The following is an 18,687-nucleotide window of genomic DNA, read 5'->3' as shown; positions in this document are numbered from 1 at the left end:
CAGCATGTACTTCACCCACGCCGACGAGGTCTGGTCCGACCACCGGAACCTGCGGGCACTGACCGCCACGGTCACCGGAGTCACGTCGGCAACGACCGACGAGGCGTTGCTCGGCCGGCTCGCCGAACGGATCGATCGGCGGCAGAGCGGTGCGGCCGAGGCCGAGATGCCGGAGATCGCGGCATGGCGTGAGGCCTTCTCGCGCATGGGCCTGAAGCCGACCCAGTACCGGTGTGCGTCGGAGGCGCTGCTGCGCCGGTACCGCAAGGACCAGAGCCTGCCCCGCTTCCACCCGCTGGTGGACTACCTCAACCACGTCTCCATGGCCTTCGCCATCCCCATCGCGGTGTTCGACACCGAGAAGATCGGCGAGGGGATCACCGTGCGCCCGGCCACCGGGACGGAGAAGTACGAGACGTTCCAGGGGGAGGTCGAGCACCCCGAGCCGGGTGAGATCGTCTTCGCCGACCCCGACGGGAACGCCCACTCCCGCCGCTGGACCTTCCGGCAGTCCGCGCGCTCGGTGGTCTCGAAGGCCAGCGAATCCGTGCTGATCGTCGCGGAGGCACACCACACGCCGGCCGCGCGGGACCTGGCCGAGATGGAGACCGAACTCAAGGCGGGGCTGGCCACGCTGGGCGTCGCCCTGGGAGCGTCCACCATCCTCGCGGAGGACCACCGCCGGCTCGACTTCTGACCGCTTGCCGCCCGCCCCGCTGCGGGGCGGGCGGCACAACGTCCCTGGGAGAAGGGGATTTCGTGAGTACGCCTGGTGGTACCGGCATAGCCGACGGCCTGACCCGAGTCCGGGAACGGATCGCCGCCGCCTGCGCGCGTGCGGGCCGCGCCCCCACCGACGTACGGCTGATCGCCGCCTGCAAGACCTTCGGCGACGACGCCGTACGCAGCGCCATCGCCTGCGGCCAATCGGCATTCGGCGAGAACTACGTACAGGAGGCCAAGGCCAAGTGGCCTGCGCTCAAGGAGGACCATCCGCAGACCGAACTGCACCTGATCGGGCCGCTGCAGTCCAACAAGGCCCGGGAGGCCGTCGCCCTGTTCGACGTCATCCACTCCCTGGACCGGCCGTCCCTTGCCAAGGCCCTGTCGCGCCAGTGCGACAGCCAGGAGCGGCGGCCCGTGATCTTCGTCCAGGTGAACATCGGCGCCGAGCCGCAGAAGTCCGGCGTTCTGCCGCAGGAGGCCGATGCGTTCCTCTCCTCCTGCCGTGACCTCTACGGGCTGAATGTCACCGGCCTGATGTGTATTCCGCCGGCCGGGGAACCCCCCGAGGCACACTTCGACCACCTCGCCAAGATCGCCGCACGCAATGGGCTCACCGAGCTGTCCATGGGGATGAGCAGCGATTACGGCGTGGCCATCGAACACGGGGCCACCTGCGTACGGGTGGGCTCCGCCATCTTCGGGAACCGGTCCTATCCGACCCCGCCCAGTGACGTCCCCCTGTCCGCCCAGTGACGTCCCCTTGTCCGCCCCGTGACGTCCCTCGCCCCGTGACGTCCTCGGCACCGCCGTGGACATCCCCAGCCCCGCCGCGCGTGAGACCGGCCCGAAGGGAACCGTGACGTTGTCCCGCCCAGCCCGCTTCGACATCCTCTTCGAACCGCTTCGGATAGGCCCCGTCACCACGAAGAACCGTTTCTACCAAGTCCCGCACTGCAACGGCATGGGCCGCGCACACCCCTCTCCGATGGCCGCCATGCGCGGCGTCAAGGCCGAGGGCGGCTGGGGGGTGGTGTGCACCGAACAGTGCGATATCCACTACTCCGGCCAGCATCAGCGGGAACTCCGCCTCTGGGACGAGCAGGACATCCCCGCCCTGGCCCGCGCCACCGAGCAGATCCATGCGCACGGTGCCCTGGCCGGCGTGGAACTGGCCCACAACGGCGGGCATGTGGCCAACCTGGAATCCCGCGCCGTACCCATCGCCCCTAGCGTGGAGGCCACCCGCAGCCTCCTTCCCGGCTCCGCCCGGGCCATGGACAAGGACGACATCAGGGCCTTCCGGCGCTGGCACCGCGAGGCCGCGTGCAACGCCCGGCGCGCCGGGTTCGACATCGTCTACATCTACGCCGGGCACAGCATGACCCTGCCCATCAACTTCCTCTCGCGCAGCCGGAACAAGCGCACCGACGAGTACGGCGGCAGCCTGGAGAACCGCGCCCGGCTGCTGCGTGAGCTGATCGAGGACACCAAGGAGGCGGTAGGCGACACCTGCGCGGTGGCCGTCCGCTTCTGCGTCGACGAGATGATGGGGGAGCGCGGTATCACCGCGGACGGCGAGGCCCATGACGTCATCGAACTCCTCGGTGAGCTCCCCGACTTGTGGGACGTCAACATCGCCAACATGGGCCACGACGGCGCGACCGCCCGGTTCGAGCAGGAGGGCTGGCAGGAGAAGTACGTCAAGTTCGTCAAGAGCGTCACCACGAAACCCGTCGTGGGCGTGGGCCGCTTCACCTCGCCCGACACCATGGTCTCCATGATCCGGTCCGGCACCCTGGACCTGATCGGGGCGGCCCGCCCGTCCATCGCCGACCCGTTCCTCCCCACCAAGATCGAACAGGGGCGGTTCGACGACATCCGCGAGTGCATCGGCTGCAATATCTGCCTGGCCTACGACTCCATGGGCGCGCCGTTCCGCTGTACGCAGAACCCCACGACCGGCGAGGAGTGGCGGCGGGGCTGGCACCCCGAGACCATCCCGCCCAAGGACACCGACGACACGGTCCTCATCGTCGGCGGCGGGCCCGCCGGCCTCGAAGCGGCCCGTGGCCTGGGCCAACGCGGCTACGAGGTGATCCTCTGTGAGGCCGCCCGGGAACTCGGCGGGCGCGCCACCCGCGAAGCGCGGCTGCCCGGCCTCGCGACGTACGGCCGGGTGCGGGACTGGCGCCTCGGGCAGCTCAAGCGCATGAAGAACGTGCAGGTGCTGCCCGGCAACCACGTCACGGCCGAACTGGTCCTGGAGGCCGGGTGCTCGCTCGTGGCCGTCGCCACCGGAGCGGCCTGGCGGCAGGACGGCGTCGGGCGCCACCACCGCGACCCGGTCCCCGGACTGGGCGTCGTTCCCGTGTTCACACCGGACGACATCATGGACGGCCGGCTTCCCGAAGGCCGTGTCGTGATCTACGACGACGATCACTACTACATGGCGACGGTCATCGCCGAACGCCTCGCGGACGCCGGATGCGAGATCGTCTTCGCGACCCCGGAACCGGTGGTCGCGGCGTTCACCCAGTACACCGCCGAGCAGAAGCGCGTCCAGCGGCGCGTCATCGAACGCTGCGCCGCCGTGCACACCTCCACCGCGCTGGCCCGCACGGAACCGGGCACCGCGTATCTGGCCTGTACGTACACCGGCCGGGAGACCGCCGTGCCCGCCGACGCGGTGGTGCTCTCCACCGGGCAGACTCCCCGGGACGACCTGTACCGGGAACTGGGCGGGCTGGGGGCCACCGTCCGGGAAGCGGCCGGGGTACGCCGCGTCGTCCGGGTCGGTGACGCCCTCGGGCCCGGGATCATCGCCGCCGCCGTGCACAGCGGGCACCTGTTCGCCCGCACGCTCGACACCGGCCTGACCGACCGGACCCCGTACCGGCGCGAGAACGTCACACCGGAATGGGACCAGCCCTTTCCCCGGAATCCGGACCGGGACCAGCCCTTCCCCGGGAATCCGGATGGGGACCAGCCCTTCGCCCGGAAAGGGGCCGTTTGATGGCGGCGTTCAGGGAATTCCTCGCGAAGACGGCCGACGGCCACCCGCTCAGCAGGCAGGAAGCTGCCGCGGCCTTCACCGCCATGACCTCCGGCGAGGCGACCCCCTCGCAGATGGGCGCGTTCCTGATGGCCCTGCGCGTCCGGGGAGAGACCGTGGACGAGATCACCGGCGCCGCCACCAGCCTGCGGCGCAGAATGCACGCGGTGACCGCGCCGCCGGGCACGGTCGACATCCTGGGTACCGGGGGCGACTCGTCGGGTTCGTACAACATCTCCACCTGCGCCGGACTCATCGTCGCGGGCGTCGGCGTCCCGGTGGCCAAGCAGGGCAACCGTGCCCTGTCCTCGCGGTCCGGCTCCACCGATGTGCTCGGCGCGCTGGGCGTACGGACCGCGCTGTCGCCGGCCGAAGTCGAGCACTGCATAGCGGCGGCGGGCATCGGCTTCATGCACGCCCCCAACCACCATCCCGCGCTCCAGCACGTCGCCGCCACACGGGTCGAACTCGCCACCCGTACCGTCTTCAACCTCCTCGGACCGCTGCTCAATCCGGCCGGCGTCAAGTACCACCTTGTCGGCGTCTACTCCCGGCACTGGGTCGAGCCGCTGGCCCGGGTACTGGGTGAACTCGGCTCCACCCGCGCGCTGGTCGTACACGGCTCGGACGGCCTCGACGAGGTCACCACCACCGGCCCCACGTACGTCGCCGAACTCTCCGACGGTGTGGTGAAGACCTTCGAGATCACCCCGGAGGAGGCGGGCCTCCCCACGGCCCGCCCCGAAGACCTGCGCGGCGGCGACCCGGCACACAACGCGGCGGCCCTGCGGGGGGTTCTGGAAGGAGCCCGGGGCCCGTACCGGGACATCGCCGTCCTCAACGCCGCCGGGGCTCTCGTCGCCGCCCGCCGCGTCGGCGACTTCCGGCAGGCCGCCGAGCTCGCCGCGGCGTCGATCGACTCCGGAGAGGCGCGTGCCCGCCTCGCCGCCCTCGTCGCCGCATCCCACACCACCGGCACCACTGACACCACCGACACCGCTGACGGCACCGACGGCACCGACGGCACCGACACCGCCCACATCGCGACCACCCCAGGGACGTCTGATGAGTGACCTGCTGACCCGCGTCACGGCGTACAAGCGCGAGGAGATCGCGGCGGCCAAGGCAGCACGGCCGCTCGCCGCGCTACGTGCTCAGGCCGAGGCGGCCGAGCCCCCGCGGGGCTTCCTCGCCGCCATCGAAAAGCGCCGGGCCGAAGGGGAGTACGCCCTGATCGCCGAGGTCAAGAAGAAGAGCCCGTCCAAGGGGCTCATCCGCGCGGACTTCGATCCGCCGGCCCTCGCCCGCGCCTACCAGGCGGGAGGAGCCGCCTGCCTGTCGGTCCTCACCGACACCCCGTCGTTCGACGGCGGCCCGCACCACCTCGCCGAGGCCCGCTCCGCCACCGGAATCCCCGTCCTGCGCAAGGACTTCATGCTGGACACCTACCAGGTCGTGGAAGCCCGGGCCTGGGGTGCCGACGCCATCCTGCTGATGCTCTGCCTCGTCGACGACGACACCGCGGCCGCTCTCGAAGGCACGGCACGCGAACTCGGCATGGACGTCCTCGTCGAAGTCCACGACGCCGGGGAACTGGAGCGCGCGACCCGCCTGCGTTCCCGGCTGATCGGCATCAACAACCGCAATCTGACCACCATGGAGACCACCCTGACCACGGCCGAGAACCTGGCGCCGCAGGCACCCCGGGACCGCGTCGTGGTCGGCGAGAGCGGTTTGCGCACTCCGCAGGATCTCCGGCGGATGGCCGCCGTTGGCATCACCACGTTCCTCGTCGGCGAGAGCCTGATGCGTGCCGACGATGTCGAGTCCGCCACCCGGGCGCTCCTGGCACAGTAGTCAGCCTGGCGACCGTCAAGGTTCCGTGGGAGCAGAGGAGTTGCGGCTCCCACGGAGCTTGGGGGGTCATAGGCGTCATGGGAGCCAAAGGAGCTGCCCCGTATGAGTGTTGAATTCCTGATCACCGCGTTCATCATTGTGGCCTCACCCGGAACCGGTGCCGTGTACACCGTGGCCACGGGCCTGACGCGCGGACTCCGTATGTCGGTGGTGGCGGCCTTCGGCTGCACCCTCGGCATCGTCCCGCACCTGGCGGCGGCGATCGCGGGCCTCGCCGCCATCCTGCACACGAGCGCGCTGGCCTTCGAGAGCTTCAAATGGGCGGGCGTCGCCTATCTGCTCTATCTCGCCTGGCAGACCCTGAGGGAGAAGGGGGCGATGAAGATAGACACCGAGGGCGAGGACGCGAAGAAGGACAGGTCCGCGGCCGGAGTCACCGGAACCGCGATTCTGATCAACTTCCTGAACCCGAAACTGTCCATGTTCTTCCTGGCGTTCCTGCCGCAGTTCGTCCCGGCCACCAGCACGGACACGCTTCCGCGCATGCTTCAGCTCTCGGCCGTGTTCATGGTGATGACGTTCGTGGTGTTCGCGATCTACGGCGCCTTCGCGTCGGCCGTACGCGACCACATCATCACCCGCCCGAAGGTGCTGGCCTGGATGCGGCGCACTTTCGCTGTCGCCTTCGTGGGCCTCGGCGTCCAACTGGCGCTCGCCAGCCGCTGATTGCCTGCGTTCGCCGTTCGCCGTTCGCCGTTCGCCGTTCGCCGTTCGCTGTGCGGCTGTGCGGCTGTGCGCCCACCCTGAGGGGTCTCCGGGTGGGCGCATCAACGAGAGGGAGAGACCTGTGAGGCAGCGTCAACTGTTCATCAAGCTCTGCGGGCTGAAGACCGAACAAGACGTGGACACGGCGGTCGCCGCCGGGGCCGACGCCATCGGTTTCGTATTCGCCGACAGCCCCCGGCAGGTGGACCCCACCACCGCTGCCCGGCTCGTTCAACGCGTCCCGTCCGCGGTGATGACCGTGGGTGTGTTCCGTGATCAGCCGGTGGGGGACGTACGCGGGCTGGCCGACCTCACCGGTGTGCGGGCACTACAGCTCCACGGGCACGAAGGGCGGGCCCACTTCAGCGCACTACGGCAGGAAGGGCGCACCCTCATCCGGGGAACTTCCTACCGGGAGCCCCCGCCCACGTGCGGTCAGATGGGCGAGGACATCCTGCTGCTCGACGCGCCCACACCCGGCGCCGGACTCCCCTGGGACTGGACGGGCACGTCCTTCCGGGCCCCCGACGCCACCTGGCTCCTGGCCGGTGGCCTCACGCCGGCCAATGTGGCCGACGCCGTCCAGGCCACCCGCCCCTGGGGCGTCGATGTCTCCAGCGGTATCGAGAGCGTCCGAGGGGTCAAAGACCCCGTCCTCATCGAGGCGTTCGTCAAAGCCGCCCGCGCCGCTCATGACGTGACGTTCGTGCGCAATGCCGCGGAAACGGAATGAGCGCTGATCCGGGGGGCCGGGGGTGCTGTAGCAGTGGGCGGGGTGACTGGCATGTGCAGCGGGCCGGTCAGGCGACCGTGGAGGGCGAATGAGGCGAATGTGTCGGGCGCCTGGGTGAATCGGGGCGGGGACGACGCCATGGCGCCTGCTCTGCGGAGAGGTATGGGGGTATGCGATATGGATCTGTGAAGCCCGGCGGCCGGTATCACGGCCGCGGACGAGCTGTCGTTGCGCTGTGTGCGGTTGCCGCGTCGTTGGCACTGGTGAGTGGCTGCGGGGAGAAGGGCGACGCACGTGCGTCCGCCCCTTCGGCTCCGGAGTCGCAGGAGGCCGCTGGATCACCGGCGGGGGAGGTGAGGCAGCCGACGGCGACCGGGCGGATGCTGACCGACGATCAGGCCGAGCGCAAGGCCGTGGTCCCCGCGGTGAAGGTCGACTGGGAGAAGGGCGCGCGGGCCGCGATGGAGAAGGTCTCCGGCGGCAAGCTGGTCGATATTGAGCTCACGCGCTCGGCCGGCGGCGGTCCGGAGTGGGACGCCGAGGTCGCGGCAGCTGATGGTACGGCCCATGACGTGCGCGTGGATGCCGTCACCGGGAAGGTGACCCGGTCCCGGGTCAAATCCGACCAGGATACCGACGACAAGGCGAAAGTCGCCGACCGGCTCAAGAAGGCCAAGATCTCCCCGCAGCAGGCGGCCACAGCCGGCACCGACCGGAAGAAGGGCACCGTCACCGCCGTGGAGCTCGACTCCGAGCGCGGTGCCACCGTCTGGTCGGTCGACGTGGTCACCACCGATGACTGGTACAAGACCACGTTCGATGTCGATGCCGCCAACGGGAAGGTCCTGCGCCAGAAGGTGGACCGCGACTGAGGCGGACCGCGGTGGCGGCGGACGGCGACTGAGGCCGGCCGGGCGCACGCGCGGGGCGCACGGGGCGCGCAATCGGCGTCCGCTCCGCGCAGTGCATCACCAGGTCGGCCAATTCCATAGGTAAATATGGCTGGTTCGGGCATCCTCCCCTCTCAGAGAAGTGACGTCGGAGGGGGCGGGACACGAGTGACTGACCAGTCTGCGGAGAGGGGCCAACGGTGTTGCGCAGCGCACGCCAGCGATCCGACACCGTGCGAGGGACCGCTCACGGCAGTGACGGTCGTCACCGGTGACGGGCGGGAGATCACCGGCTGCGTCCAGCACAGCGCCCGGCAGCTGGCCTCCTGGAAGGGCGCGCGACTGCACCCGCTGGCGGCCCTGCTGCCCTGGGCGGTGGACATCTACTGCCGCGCGGCTGAGCTCGTACCGTTCCCCTGGGAGATAGGGATGTAGAGGGAGTAGAGGGAGTAGAGGGAGTAGAGGGAGGGGAGTCGCCGGTCGATGCGCTCCGATGCGCTCGACCGATGCGCTCAGACCGTGCGCTCCGATGGGCCGTGCTCAGCGGCCGAGGCGGCCGCGGACCATACCGAACAGGGCGTCGAGCTCCGGCAGCCGCATAAGGCGGGCAAGGCCGAGAAAGACACCGAGCAGCGCGCCCGCGCCCACGAGGAGTGCCGCGAGCGAGCCCCAGACATCGCTGCCCAGGACCGTGGTCAGCGCGAAGGCGGCACCTCCTCCGACGAGCGCGGCCGGAGCCGCGGCGCCGGCCAGCCGGGCGTAGGTGCGCAGGACGCGCGAGCCGTCCAGGTCGCCGCCCAGTCGCCTGCGCAGCCGGCGCCAGGCCACCACGACGCCCACGGCGAAGGCCAGACCGTAGGAGGCGGCCATACCGGTGACCGCCCAGCGCGGCGGGAGCAGCGCGAAAGAGAGCCAGGAGGCGCCGGCGTTCACCAGGGCGACGATGACGGTGTTGTAGAAGGGCGTGCGGGTGTCGTCATACACGTAGAAGCCGCGCAGGACGACGTACTGCACCGAGTAGGGGATGAGGCCGAGGCCGAAGGCCATGAGGATGAAGCCGATACCTCTGGCGCCGGCGGCGTCGGTGCTGCCGTAGAGCAGGGTGGCCATCGGCACGCCCAGGGCCAGGAACGCGAAGGCGCAGGGCACGATGGCGACGGCCGAGGTCCGCAGTCCCTGGGAGATGTCGTCGCGGACGGCCGCCGCATCGCCGTTCTGGGCCGCACGGGCGATTCTCGGGAGCACGGCGGTCATCACCGACACGGTGATGATGGCCTGCGGCATCTGCCACAGCAGGTAGGCGTTGTTGTACGCGGTGATGCCGGCGCCGGTGAATCCGGACCGGTCGGCGAGTGTGCCCGCCTTCGTGGCGAGCGCGATGACGACGATCTGGCCGAGCTGGTTGGCGAGAACGAAGAGGAGCGTCCACTTGGCCAGGCCCATGGCCTTGCCCAGGCCGTGTCCCCGGAGGTCGAAGCGCGGACGGAGCTTGAAGCCGGCGTCGCGCAGATACGGCAGCATGGCCAGCGCCTGTACGGCGAGCCCGAGCAGGGTGCCCAGGCCGAGGAGCCGTACTCCCTCGGGAGTGATGGTCGAGGAGCCGACGCCGGAGTCGGCGAAGCCGCCGAAGGCCCAGATGAAACTGCCGAAGGCGGCGATGATCACGACGTTGTTGAGGACCGGGGTCCACATCATCGCGCCGAAGCGGCCGCGGGCGTTGAGGATCTGCCCGAGCACCACGTGTACGCCCATGAAGAACATGGTGGGCAGGCAGTAGCGGGCGAAGGCCACCGTGACCGCCATCCGCTGCGGGTCGGCGGCGATGTCCGGTGAGATCCGGCGGATCAGCAGGGGAGCCGCCGCCACACAGATCACCGTGGCGCCCGCGAGGACCCCCACGACCAGGGTGAACAGGCGGTTGGCGTACGCCTCGCCACCGTCCTCGTCCTTCTTCATGGCCCGTACGAGCTGTGGGACGAACACTGCGTTCAACGCGCCGCCGCCGACCAGCACGTAGATCATCGTGGGCAGGGTGTTGGCGACCTGGTAGGAGTCGTTGAGCGTGCTGAGACCGATCGCGGCGGCCATCACCAGGGTTTTCAGGAACCCGGTGATGCGCGACACGATCGTGCCCGCCGCCATCAAGGCGCTGGATCTCAGCAGACCCGACGCGCCACCCCGGCGCTTCGGTTCGGGGGCCGTGAGCGGCGACGGCTCGCTCGGCTGAGGGCGAAGCGGGAGGGTGTCATCCGTCAGACAGCCGTTTTGCGTTCCCCCGCCATGGTTGTGGCCGTCCGGCGCACTCATTCCTGTCCCACCCCTTGTCCCGCTTCCTTCTCGTTCCACCACACTCTTTCATCACTTGTCCCGACGGCCCGGTTCTCCGCTTTTCCCGACGGCCGGTTCTCCACTTGTCCCGGCGGCCGGTCCTCCACTTGTCCGGACGGCCGGTTCTCGGACCCGCCTGAGATCTTCAACCAAGATCTTCACTACGTGTCAGCATCCTCACTGCACGTAATCGAAAGGTCCGAATGGCGGGCGTTCACGTCATACGCGCACCGTGTCCCTTCAAAATCTTGAGGCTCACCGAACGTCTCGATCACTGAAGCAGGCGCGATCATGAGTCGGACAATTACCCGGTCAACCGAAGGCTCCCCGCACGCCGTGCAGAACGGCGAGTCCGAGTCCGCGTTGTCGCATGGCCTCAAGCAGCGCCATCTGTCGATGATCGCGCTCGGCGGGGTCATCGGCGCGGGGCTCTTCGTAGGCTCCGGCGTCGGCATCGCCGCGGCCGGTCCGGCCATCGTCCTGCTCTTCGTGGGTACCGGCGCTCTGGTCATGCTGATCATGCGGATGCTCGGCGAGATGTCCGCGGCCCGGCCGTCCACCGGCTCGTTCTCGGTGCACGCGGAGGAGGAACTCGGCGTCTGGGCAGGGGCCACTTCGGGCTGGATGTACTGGCTGATGCTCTGCGCGGGCGTGGCCGCCGAGGCCACCGCGGCGGGGAAGATCATGCACACCTGGGTGCCGTTCATCCCCGACTACGGCTGGGTGGCGATCTTCATGGTGCTCTTCTGCGCCAGCAACCTGACCGCGGTCAAGAACTTCGGCGAGTTCGAGTTCTGGTTCTCCGCGATCAAGGTCACGACGATCGTCGCCTTCCTGGTGCTGGGCGTGCTCGGCATCCTCGGCGTGTTCGGCAGCCCGCCCGGCACGGGCAACCTCACCGATCACGGCGGCTTCTTCCCGACCGGTGCCGCCGGACTCGCCTCCGGTCTGCTGATCACCATCTCCGGATTCGCGGGGCTGGAGACCGTCACCATCGCGGCGGCGGAGTCCGACCACCCGAGCCGGAACGTGGCCCGTGCCGTCCGTACCGCCGTCTGGCGCATCGCCATCTTCTACATCGGTTCCATGGCCGTGGTCGTCACCCTGGTGCCGTGGAACAACCCCAAGGTCGCCACGGACGGCCCGTACGTCACCGTGCTCGACCGGCTCGGCATCCCGGCAGCCGGCACGATCATGCAGATCGTGGTGCTGGTGGCGCTGCTCTCCGCCATGAACGCCAACATCTACGGTTCGTCGCGGATGGCGTACTCCCTGGTCACCCGGGGCCAGGGCCCGCGCTTCCTGAGCAAGGTCAGCCGGGGCGTGCCGGCGCCGGCGGTGCTGGCGTCCTGCGCGTTCGGCTTCGTGGCCGTGATCCTCGGGATGATCTGGCCGACCACCGTGTTCGCCTGGCTGCTGAGCATCGCCGGCTGCTCGGTGCTGGTCGTGTGGTCCATCGTCTGCCTCACCCAGCTGAAGATGCGCCGTCGTCTGGAGCGCGAGGCACCCGAGCTGCTCTCGGTGCGGATGTGGGGTTTCCCGTATCTGACCTGGCTGACGCTCGCCGGTATCCTCGGCGTCTTCGCCGTAATGGCCACCAGCACGGACGGCCGTCATCAGCTCCTCGGCACGGCCGTCGTGGTGGCGGCCCTGGCAGGCGCGGGACATCTCAAGCAGCGCCGCGACCGGCGGGCCGCCGTCACTTCCTCCTGAGGCACCTCCTCCTGAGGTACACCTCCTCCTGAGGTAGCTGCCCCTGAGGCCGTCCGCCGTCCGTTGCGTGGCGGCGGACGGCCAGGAGGCCGCTCCTTACTTCAGGCCGGACTGCACTTCAGGCCGGACTGCGGAGGCCGGTCCTTACTCCAGACCGGCACGCACTACTTCTGACCGGCACGCACTCCGGCGACCAGCCAGGCGACGGCCGGTTCCATCCCGGGATCGGCAGGCCGGCCGTTGATCACCGCGATCAGCCGCCAGTACCGCTCGTAACCCGAGTCCCTGGCGATCTCCAGACGCTCCAGAAGCCAGGCACGGAACTCCGGCCCGTCCTCGCGTCCGGTGAGCCGCGCGCAGGCGCCGACGATCTGGTCGACGACCTCGCGGGCCGCTTCGGAGCCGGGCTCGATTCCGGCGTCGCGCGCCGCGCCGGTCCGCTCCCGGATCAGCTCGGCCACCCTCCGCGCGGCCTCGTCAGCGAACGGCCCGGCCTCCGCACGGGCCTGCACCTGGTCGGCGGCGGCGTGGCGCATACGGGCGCGGAAGCCGTCGTCCTGCACCAGTTCCGCCAGTTCGACCCAGGCGTTGAGCTGCTCCGGCGTGGGGTCTTCGGGCAGCTCGGGCATCGCGGTGCGCATCATGGCGAGGAATTCGGCGTCGACGTCGAGACCGCCGAAGGTGGTGTCGATGAAGTCGTGGATCAGGCGGTGGCGTTCCTGATCGGAGAGTTTGGCGAGTCTGTGCATGAGTTCCATCTCCTCTGGTGTCGACCCGCGTCCGGCTGCGGCTCGCAGGACGCCTTGGCGCAGGCGCAAGGTACGGATCTGTACCTCCAGGGCCTCGACGTGCGCTGCCGCGACCTCGGCGACGGTGACCTCACGCCCCAGCACCTGCTGGATCGTCGCGAGGTCGATGCCGAGGTCGCGCAGCGTACGGACGAGCCCGAGCCGGGCCAGCGCCTCAGGGCCGTAGAGCCGGTAGCCGGCGGGTGTGCGGTCGGTCGGCGGCACCACTCCGGCATCGGACCAGAACCGGATGGTCTTGACGGTCAGACCGGTCAGCCGGGCCAGTTCGCCGATGCTCAGGAGTGTGTCGTCGTCCATGTCGCCACCTTGGGGTCTCCACTTACGGGAGAGTCAAGGAGAGTCAAAAGGCCTCGCTGAATCCATAGGCCCCGCTGAATCCGTAGACCGGAACGCCTAAATCCGGGAAGCCTGAATCCCGGATCCGGAAGGCCTACCGGAAGTCCTACCGGAAGGCCTAAATGACGGGCGGCCGCCCCAGCCGCGTCATCCGCCACACCGTCCGCCACCGCATCGGCCGCCGCCGCCCGCAGGGAGTCCGCACCCCTTCGGCGAACCCGGCCGCCCAGGCGCGCAGGCCCGCCGCCGAGCGGCTGCGTACGAGGGTGAGCGCGGTCCATACGCCCAGATAGAGCGGCACCAGCAGCGCCGGGAGGTGCCGCTTCGCCAGCCACACCCGGTTCCTGGCCACCATCCGGTGGTAGACGGCGTGCCGGGTGGGCGACGTATACGGGTGCCGCAGCACGATCTCCGGTGCGTACCGGATGCGCCAGCCGTCGTCCAGGGCCCGCCAGGCCAGGTCGGTCTCCTCGTGCGCGTAGAAGAAGGCGTCCGGCCAGCCGCCGATGCGCTCCAGCATCGGTACGGACAGCGCGTGCCCGCCGCCGAGGAACGTCGTCACCAGACCGCCGCGCTCCGGATCGCCGACCCGTAGGCGCGGCACGTGCCGACGCTGGGTACGACCGAGCTCATCGGCGATCCGGAAGCTCACGATCCCCAACTTCGGGTCCTGCGCGTACAGTTCCGCGAGCCGGCTGAAGACATCCGGACTGATCAGCAACCCGTCGTCGTCCAGATCGACCACCACATCGACGTCGCCGAGCTTCCGCAGCTCCTCCAGGGCGACGTTCCGGCCGCCGGAGACCCCCAGGTTCTCGCTGAGCTCGATGCCGATCGCACCGTGCGGCAGCGGGGGCAGCGGCGAGCCGTTCCCGACGACCACGATGTGCACCGGCTGAAGATCCTGCTTGGCGACCGAATCCAGCAGCGCCTGCACTTCGGCGGGGCGGTTTCCCATGGTCAAGATGGCGACGCCTACGCGCAGATGAGGCACAGGTGAACACTCCGTTCTTGGCAGTCCGCCTCCCGATGCTAGTGCGGGCGCGGGCGGCCACCCGCCAACGTGCGGGCCGCGGGTACATCCGTAGGGTGGCTCCGCGCGGGGATACGGCTCTGCCGCATAAGGCTCTGCGGATATGGCTCCGGGGATACGGCTCTGAATACGGCCCCGGGGAAGTTCCGGGGAAGCTACGGGGACGCTCCGGGGAAGTTCCGGGGAATAGGAACGTGCTCACGGGGCAGGGGAGCGGGACGGTCCGTTGCGCGGAAGCGGGCACGGTGCGGAATACCGCAGGTGTGACCTCTGTTTCCGCACTCGGGGACCGCATGGAAAGCAATTCAGTACGACACCGCCGACATCATCGGCATCACCGACCTACAGGGACACGTATATGGCCACGGTGCAGCTCACCAAGGACAACTTCGACGAGATCGTCTCCGGCAAGGATTTCGTCCTGATCGACTTCTGGGCCGAGTGGTGCGGCCCCTGCAAGCAGTTCGGCCCGATCTTCGATCGCGCGTCCGAGAAGCACGACGACCTGATCTTCGCCAAGGTGGACACGGAGGCCCAGCCCGAGCTGGCGCAGGCCTTCCAGATCCAGTCCATTCCGACGATCATGATCGTCCGGGACAACATCGCGGTGTTCGCCCAGCCCGGTGCCCTGCCGGCGGACGCCCTGGAGGACGTCATCGGCCAGGCCCGCGGGCTGGACATGGACGAGGTACGCGCCTCGGTCACCGCAGACCAGCAGGGCGAGCAGGCGCAGGCCGGACCGGGCCAGTAGGGGCAGAGGCAGAGGCAGAGACAGGGATGGGGGCGGCGTACTCCCGTCGTCCTCTTGCTGCCGGTCCTACGGCTTGCTGCCGGTCCTACGGCTTGCCGCCGGCCCTACGGCTTGTTGCAGTCCTACGGCTCGTCGCAGGTCCTACGGCGCCATCGGATCGAGGTGCAACGGCTGCACCTTGCCCTCGATCATGGCGCCCAGACCCATGACGGCGCAGGTGTCGGGGCGGTCCGCGGTGTGCACCGGCATGGTCGTGGCCTGGTGGATCATCTGCTCCAGACCGGGGATCAGCGCACTGCCGCCCGCGAGCATGATGCCGCGCTCCGCGAGATCGGCCACCAGATCGGGCGGGCAGCGGCGCAGTACCGCCCCGATGCCGTCGAGGATCGCGGTCAGCGGAGTGGTGATGGCGTCCAGCACCCGCTCGGTGTCGACGTGCACCGAGCGCGCCAGTCCGCTGACCACATCCCGTCCGTGCACCTCGGTGGAGCCCGGCGTACGCCCGTCGCCCCCGGAGAGGACCAGGTGCAGCGGGCGTACGGACTGGCCCGCCAGCATCAGCTCGTGGTGCAGCCGCAGATGCTGTACGACGGCGTGGTCGACCACATTGCCGCCCACCGGCACGGTCTCCGCGGCCACGATCGAACCGAGGGACAACACCGCCACTTGTGTCGTCCCCGAACCGCACACCACGATCATGGACGCCTCCGGCTGCTCCACCGGGAGCCCGGAGCCGACCGCGGCGGCCACCAGGGTGTCGACCAGCTCGACCCGGCGCGCGCCGAGCCCGGTGAGCGTCTCCACGGCCGCCCGCTGGGCCAGCGGCTCACTGCCGTACGGGAGGCAGACCGCGGCCCGTGTCGTCGGCCGGCGACGCCATGACTTGCGCAGCTTGTCGCCGACCAGGGTGCGCAGCAGCCGCTGGGCCATGTCGATATCGACGACGGTGCCGCTGGAGACCGGTCGGACCACCCGGATGTAGTCGGGGGTACGGCCGTCCATCAGCTCGGCCTGGGCACCGACGGCCAGCAGTGCCCCGGTGCGGGTGTTGACGGCGGCGACGGTCGGTTCGTCGACCACCAGCCCCTGGTTCTTCACATACACCCGGGTCCGGGCCGCGCCGAGGTCGACGGCGGCCGAGCAGCGCCGCAGTTGGGCGAGGCTGATGGTCATGGGTGATTCCTCCCCGATGGGCCGGTACGGACGGAGCGCTCGCGCGGCCCGTTCGCACGGCCGCTCGTTGCGCCATCCTCTGAGCGGGCACGGTGGTCCGCCTGCCGAGAGGGTCCGGTCGGGGGACCGGAGGGGGGAGGGCGCGGCGAACGAGTGAGTGAGCGGTGGCTTCGCAGGCGCCTGAGGGATGGGCTCCAGGCGTGTCCCGGACACCCGCACTCTGGACCGAGAACGAGCGCGGGCACGGCCCTCAATCGCGGGAGCGGGCATGGCTCTCCACCGGGGGCAGCGGGAGCGGCCCTCGGCCGGGGGGGAGCGGGTGTGGCCCTCCACCGGGGGAGCCGGTGTGGCCCTCAACCGACCCGTCGCTGGTACAGCCCCCAGGTGAATTCCGTGACGATGTCCTGCGGGATGCCGTCGGGACCGGGCGCCGTGCAGGCCAGGCGCCAGCGGGTGGGGGCGCTGCCCTCCATCGGGCGGGCCGGTGCGAAGGCGCGGGCGACTTCGTCGACGGTGCACGACCAGGGGGCCAGATCCGCGGTTGTCCGCAGCTCGGGGCCGTGCGCGCCGGGCGCCCGGACGAGCCAGGCGTTCCAGACGGTTCCCCGGGCGGCGGTGAGCACCTCGAACCGCAGATCGGGCCAGAGGGGCACCGGCCAGGTCAAGGCCTCGCATTTCAGGTCGCCGATCCGGCGGGCGGTGACGGTCTCGGGGGCGCCCAGCAGCGCGCGGTACGGCTGGACACCGCCCGCACCCGGGGCGTGCATCCGTGTCTGCCAGCGGCGGTTGGCCTCTCGCATCTCGGCGCGGGAGACGCCCAGTTCGCGGAGCGCGTCCTCGACCAGGCCGGGGTGGTGATCGGCCATGCGGCGCAGCAGTACGAGCTGGAAAGCGACCGGTCCCGGCGGGCCGGAAACCGGTCCGGAGCGGTCGGCGGGGCCACCGGGGCCGGTGGGGGCGGTGGGGTGACCGGTGGACGGGTTGTTGTCAGTGGTGGGGTCCATGCTGGACATGGTGGTGGACGGCGGATGCTTCAGGAGAGCCGGGGCGCGGACGGTCGCTGCGACCGGAGTTGGGGTTTTCGACCGGAGTGGGGGTTTCGGCTGGAGGGGGGTCGGCTGGAGGGGGGCGACGGGAGTGGGGGGGACGGGCGCGGAGCGGAGGCTGTAAGGGAAGACGGGTCGGGAGGGAAGAGAAGAAGGGCCGAGATGGGAGACGGGTCGGGAGGAAAGATGGGTCGAGCCGGCTCCGCCGTAGGCACATTCAGCCGGCGGCGGTAGCGTCGTCGGCTTGCTGCGCCCTGCGCTCGACCAGTACGTCCATCCCGTCGAGGATGCGAGCCAGCCCGAACTCGAAGAGCGTCTCCAGGTTCAGAAGGTCCTCCCCGGCCGCGTCCATCCCCGCGTACATGGGGTACGAGCCGGCGGTGAGGATGCTCTCGAAAGCCGGCTCCGCCGCCGCCATCCACTGTGCCTGGTCCATCCCGGTTTCCTGCTCGGCCTCCAGATCGTCCTCCAGCCCGGCCGCGGTGGACAGCACAAAGCTCAGCAGCGTCAGGGCCATATGGATCAGCGTCACCGGGTCCATACCGGTGACCCGTGCCATGGTCCACTCGATCAGCGCCATCGCCCGCGGCATCGGCTGCGGCCGGACGAGCGACAGGTAGTGCGCCAGCCAGGGGTGCCGCTGATAGAGCTGCCACTGGAGCCTCGCGCCGGCCTCCATCCGGTCGCGCCGGCCCTCCGGTGCCGGCTCGGGGAGCTCGATCTCCGCGAACGCGGCGTCCGCCATCAGCAGTACCAGCTCGTCCTTGTTGGCCACATGCCGGTAGAGCGCCATCGAGGACACCCCGAATTCGGCGGCGACCCGGCGCATCGACAGCCCCCGCAAACCCTCGGCGTCGGCGACCTCGATCGCGGCCCGTACGACCCGCTCGCGGCTCAGCACGCCGTCTGTCTCGCCGCGCGGCTGCCGCCCGCCGAGGGCCGCGCCGCGGGCGGTCCCCTGAGCCTGCGGCCGGGGCTCGGCGTGCGGGTGGGGCTCGTCCCGCGGCTGACGGTTGGCCTGCGGAGGGGACTCGTGCTGCGGGGGCGATCGCCGCTCGGCGACCACCGTGCCCACACCGGGTACGGCCCGGACGAGCCCTTCCTGACGCAGTGTCGTCAGGACTTTGGTGGCGGTCGCCATTGCCACGCCCCACTCCTGGGTGATCCGCCGGGTCGACGGCACCCGGTCGCCCGGCGCGAGCTCGCCGGCGTCGATACGGCGCCGGATCTCCCCGACGATCCGGCGGTAAGGCGGAAGGGAACACTCCATCTGCCCTACCCGCTCCACCCGTTCCGCCTGACCCTTCCGATCCATCTGTTCTGCCCCTTCCGCCCCTTCTACCCGTTCCATCTGGCCTGCAGGGCCTGCCCCATCTCCGTACTAGTGCACCAGGCTGATCCGCCCTCCGCGAGGGTAGCAACGCCCGCCCGCAGGCACCTCATGCCAGCCAGTGCACTAGTGTGATGCACTCCCA

At 70.0% G+C, this 18,687-nt stretch carries 17 protein-coding genes; 11 read left to right on the top strand and 6 right to left on the bottom strand.

The window, feature by feature from the left end; translation table 11 throughout:
* The first annotated feature begins 4 nt into the window (after window positions 1-4).
* From ACFY12_RS26180 to ACFY12_RS26140, 9 genes are all read left to right on the top strand, one after another.
* Entirely contained in the window at window positions 5-697 is a 693-nt protein-coding gene (locus ACFY12_RS26180; RefSeq protein ID WP_390718350.1) for a B3/4 domain-containing protein, read from the top strand.
* A 62-nt stretch (window positions 698-759) separates the two neighbouring features.
* Window positions 760-1,479, top strand: coding sequence for a YggS family pyridoxal phosphate-dependent enzyme (locus ACFY12_RS26175; protein ID WP_390718349.1), 720 nt, complete (start codon window positions 760-762; stop codon window positions 1,477-1,479).
* Between the two features lie 109 nt (window positions 1,480-1,588).
* On the top strand, window positions 1,589-3,739 hold the full coding sequence (locus ACFY12_RS26170) for an FAD-dependent oxidoreductase (RefSeq protein WP_390718348.1): 2,151 nt from the start codon (window positions 1,589-1,591) through the stop codon (window positions 3,737-3,739).
* On the top strand, window positions 3,739-4,851 hold the full coding sequence (gene trpD, locus ACFY12_RS26165) for an anthranilate phosphoribosyltransferase (protein WP_390718347.1): 1,113 nt from the start codon (window positions 3,739-3,741) through the stop codon (window positions 4,849-4,851). Before ACFY12_RS26170 ends, trpD begins: the two co-directional genes overlap by 1 nt.
* Complete coding sequence (trpC, locus tag ACFY12_RS26160) at window positions 4,844-5,635, top strand: indole-3-glycerol phosphate synthase TrpC (RefSeq protein WP_390718346.1); 792 nt, start codon at window positions 4,844-4,846, stop codon at window positions 5,633-5,635. Before trpD ends, trpC begins: the two co-directional genes overlap by 8 nt.
* A gap of 102 nt (window positions 5,636-5,737) precedes the next feature.
* The gene (locus tag ACFY12_RS26155) at window positions 5,738-6,361 is read left to right on the top strand and encodes a LysE family translocator (protein WP_390718345.1); all 624 of its coding nucleotides are present in this window, start codon (window positions 5,738-5,740) and stop codon (window positions 6,359-6,361) included.
* Between the two features lie 121 nt (window positions 6,362-6,482).
* Window positions 6,483-7,133 carry a phosphoribosylanthranilate isomerase gene (locus tag ACFY12_RS26150; protein WP_390718344.1) on the top strand — a complete coding sequence of 217 codons (651 nt, stop codon included), beginning with the start codon at window positions 6,483-6,485 and terminating at the stop codon, window positions 7,131-7,133.
* A 353-nt stretch (window positions 7,134-7,486) separates the two neighbouring features.
* On the top strand, window positions 7,487-8,005 hold the full coding sequence (locus ACFY12_RS26145) for a PepSY domain-containing protein (RefSeq protein WP_390718343.1): 519 nt from the start codon (window positions 7,487-7,489) through the stop codon (window positions 8,003-8,005).
* 273 nt (window positions 8,006-8,278) lie between these two features.
* Window positions 8,279-8,458 (top strand): hypothetical protein, encoded by a 180-nt coding sequence (locus ACFY12_RS26140; protein ID WP_390718342.1) that lies wholly within the window; start codon window positions 8,279-8,281, stop codon window positions 8,456-8,458.
* 105 nt (window positions 8,459-8,563) lie between these two features.
* Here ACFY12_RS26140 and murJ read toward each other — a convergent pair whose 3' ends face one another.
* Window positions 8,564-10,147 (bottom strand): murein biosynthesis integral membrane protein MurJ, encoded by a 1,584-nt coding sequence (gene murJ, locus ACFY12_RS26135; protein WP_390718341.1) that lies wholly within the window; start codon window positions 10,145-10,147, stop codon window positions 8,564-8,566.
* A gap of 495 nt (window positions 10,148-10,642) precedes the next feature.
* Here murJ and ACFY12_RS26130 point away from each other — a divergent pair, with 495 nt between their 5' ends.
* Window positions 10,643-12,064 (top strand): amino acid permease, encoded by a 1,422-nt coding sequence (locus tag ACFY12_RS26130; protein WP_390718340.1) that lies wholly within the window; start codon window positions 10,643-10,645, stop codon window positions 12,062-12,064.
* Between the two features lie 164 nt (window positions 12,065-12,228).
* Here the strand turns inward: ACFY12_RS26130 and ACFY12_RS26125 are convergent, their stop codons facing one another.
* Both ACFY12_RS26125 and ACFY12_RS26120 read right to left on the bottom strand, forming a co-directional pair.
* Window positions 12,229-13,170 (bottom strand): MerR family transcriptional regulator, encoded by a 942-nt coding sequence (locus ACFY12_RS26125; protein WP_390718339.1) that lies wholly within the window; start codon window positions 13,168-13,170, stop codon window positions 12,229-12,231.
* 157 nt (window positions 13,171-13,327) lie between these two features.
* A complete protein-coding gene (locus tag ACFY12_RS26120) occupies window positions 13,328-14,203 on the bottom strand; it encodes a glycosyltransferase family 2 protein (protein ID WP_390718338.1) in 876 nt (291 codons plus the stop codon).
* 397 nt (window positions 14,204-14,600) lie between these two features.
* Here ACFY12_RS26120 and trxA point away from each other — a divergent pair, with 397 nt between their 5' ends.
* Window positions 14,601-14,993, top strand: a complete 393-nt coding sequence (gene trxA, locus ACFY12_RS26115) for a thioredoxin (RefSeq protein WP_390718337.1) — start codon at window positions 14,601-14,603, stop codon at window positions 14,991-14,993.
* 141 nt (window positions 14,994-15,134) lie between these two features.
* Here trxA and ACFY12_RS26110 read toward each other — a convergent pair whose 3' ends face one another.
* The 3 genes from ACFY12_RS26110 to ACFY12_RS26100 all read right to left on the bottom strand — a co-directional run bounded on the left by ACFY12_RS26110 (window position 15,135) and on the right by ACFY12_RS26100 (window position 18,527).
* The gene (locus tag ACFY12_RS26110) at window positions 15,135-16,166 is read right to left on the bottom strand and encodes a rod shape-determining protein (protein ID WP_390718336.1); all 1,032 of its coding nucleotides are present in this window, start codon (window positions 16,164-16,166) and stop codon (window positions 15,135-15,137) included.
* A gap of 353 nt (window positions 16,167-16,519) precedes the next feature.
* Window positions 16,520-17,170 carry a hypothetical protein gene (locus tag ACFY12_RS26105; RefSeq protein WP_390718335.1) on the bottom strand — a complete coding sequence of 217 codons (651 nt, stop codon included), beginning with the start codon at window positions 17,168-17,170 and terminating at the stop codon, window positions 16,520-16,522.
* 259 nt (window positions 17,171-17,429) lie between these two features.
* Window positions 17,430-18,527: a GntR family transcriptional regulator gene (locus tag ACFY12_RS26100; RefSeq protein ID WP_390718334.1), complete on the bottom strand. Its 1,098-nt coding sequence runs from the start codon at window positions 18,525-18,527 to the stop codon at window positions 17,430-17,432.
* Window positions 18,528-18,687: the final 160 nt, after the last annotated feature.

Source organism: Streptomyces sp. NPDC001339 (assembly GCF_042895955.1).
In the GTDB taxonomy this organism is placed as follows: domain Bacteria; phylum Actinomycetota; class Actinomycetes; order Streptomycetales; family Streptomycetaceae; genus Streptomyces.
Note: the sequence above shows the minus strand (reverse complement) of the source record. Positions and strands in the feature narration are given on the sequence as shown.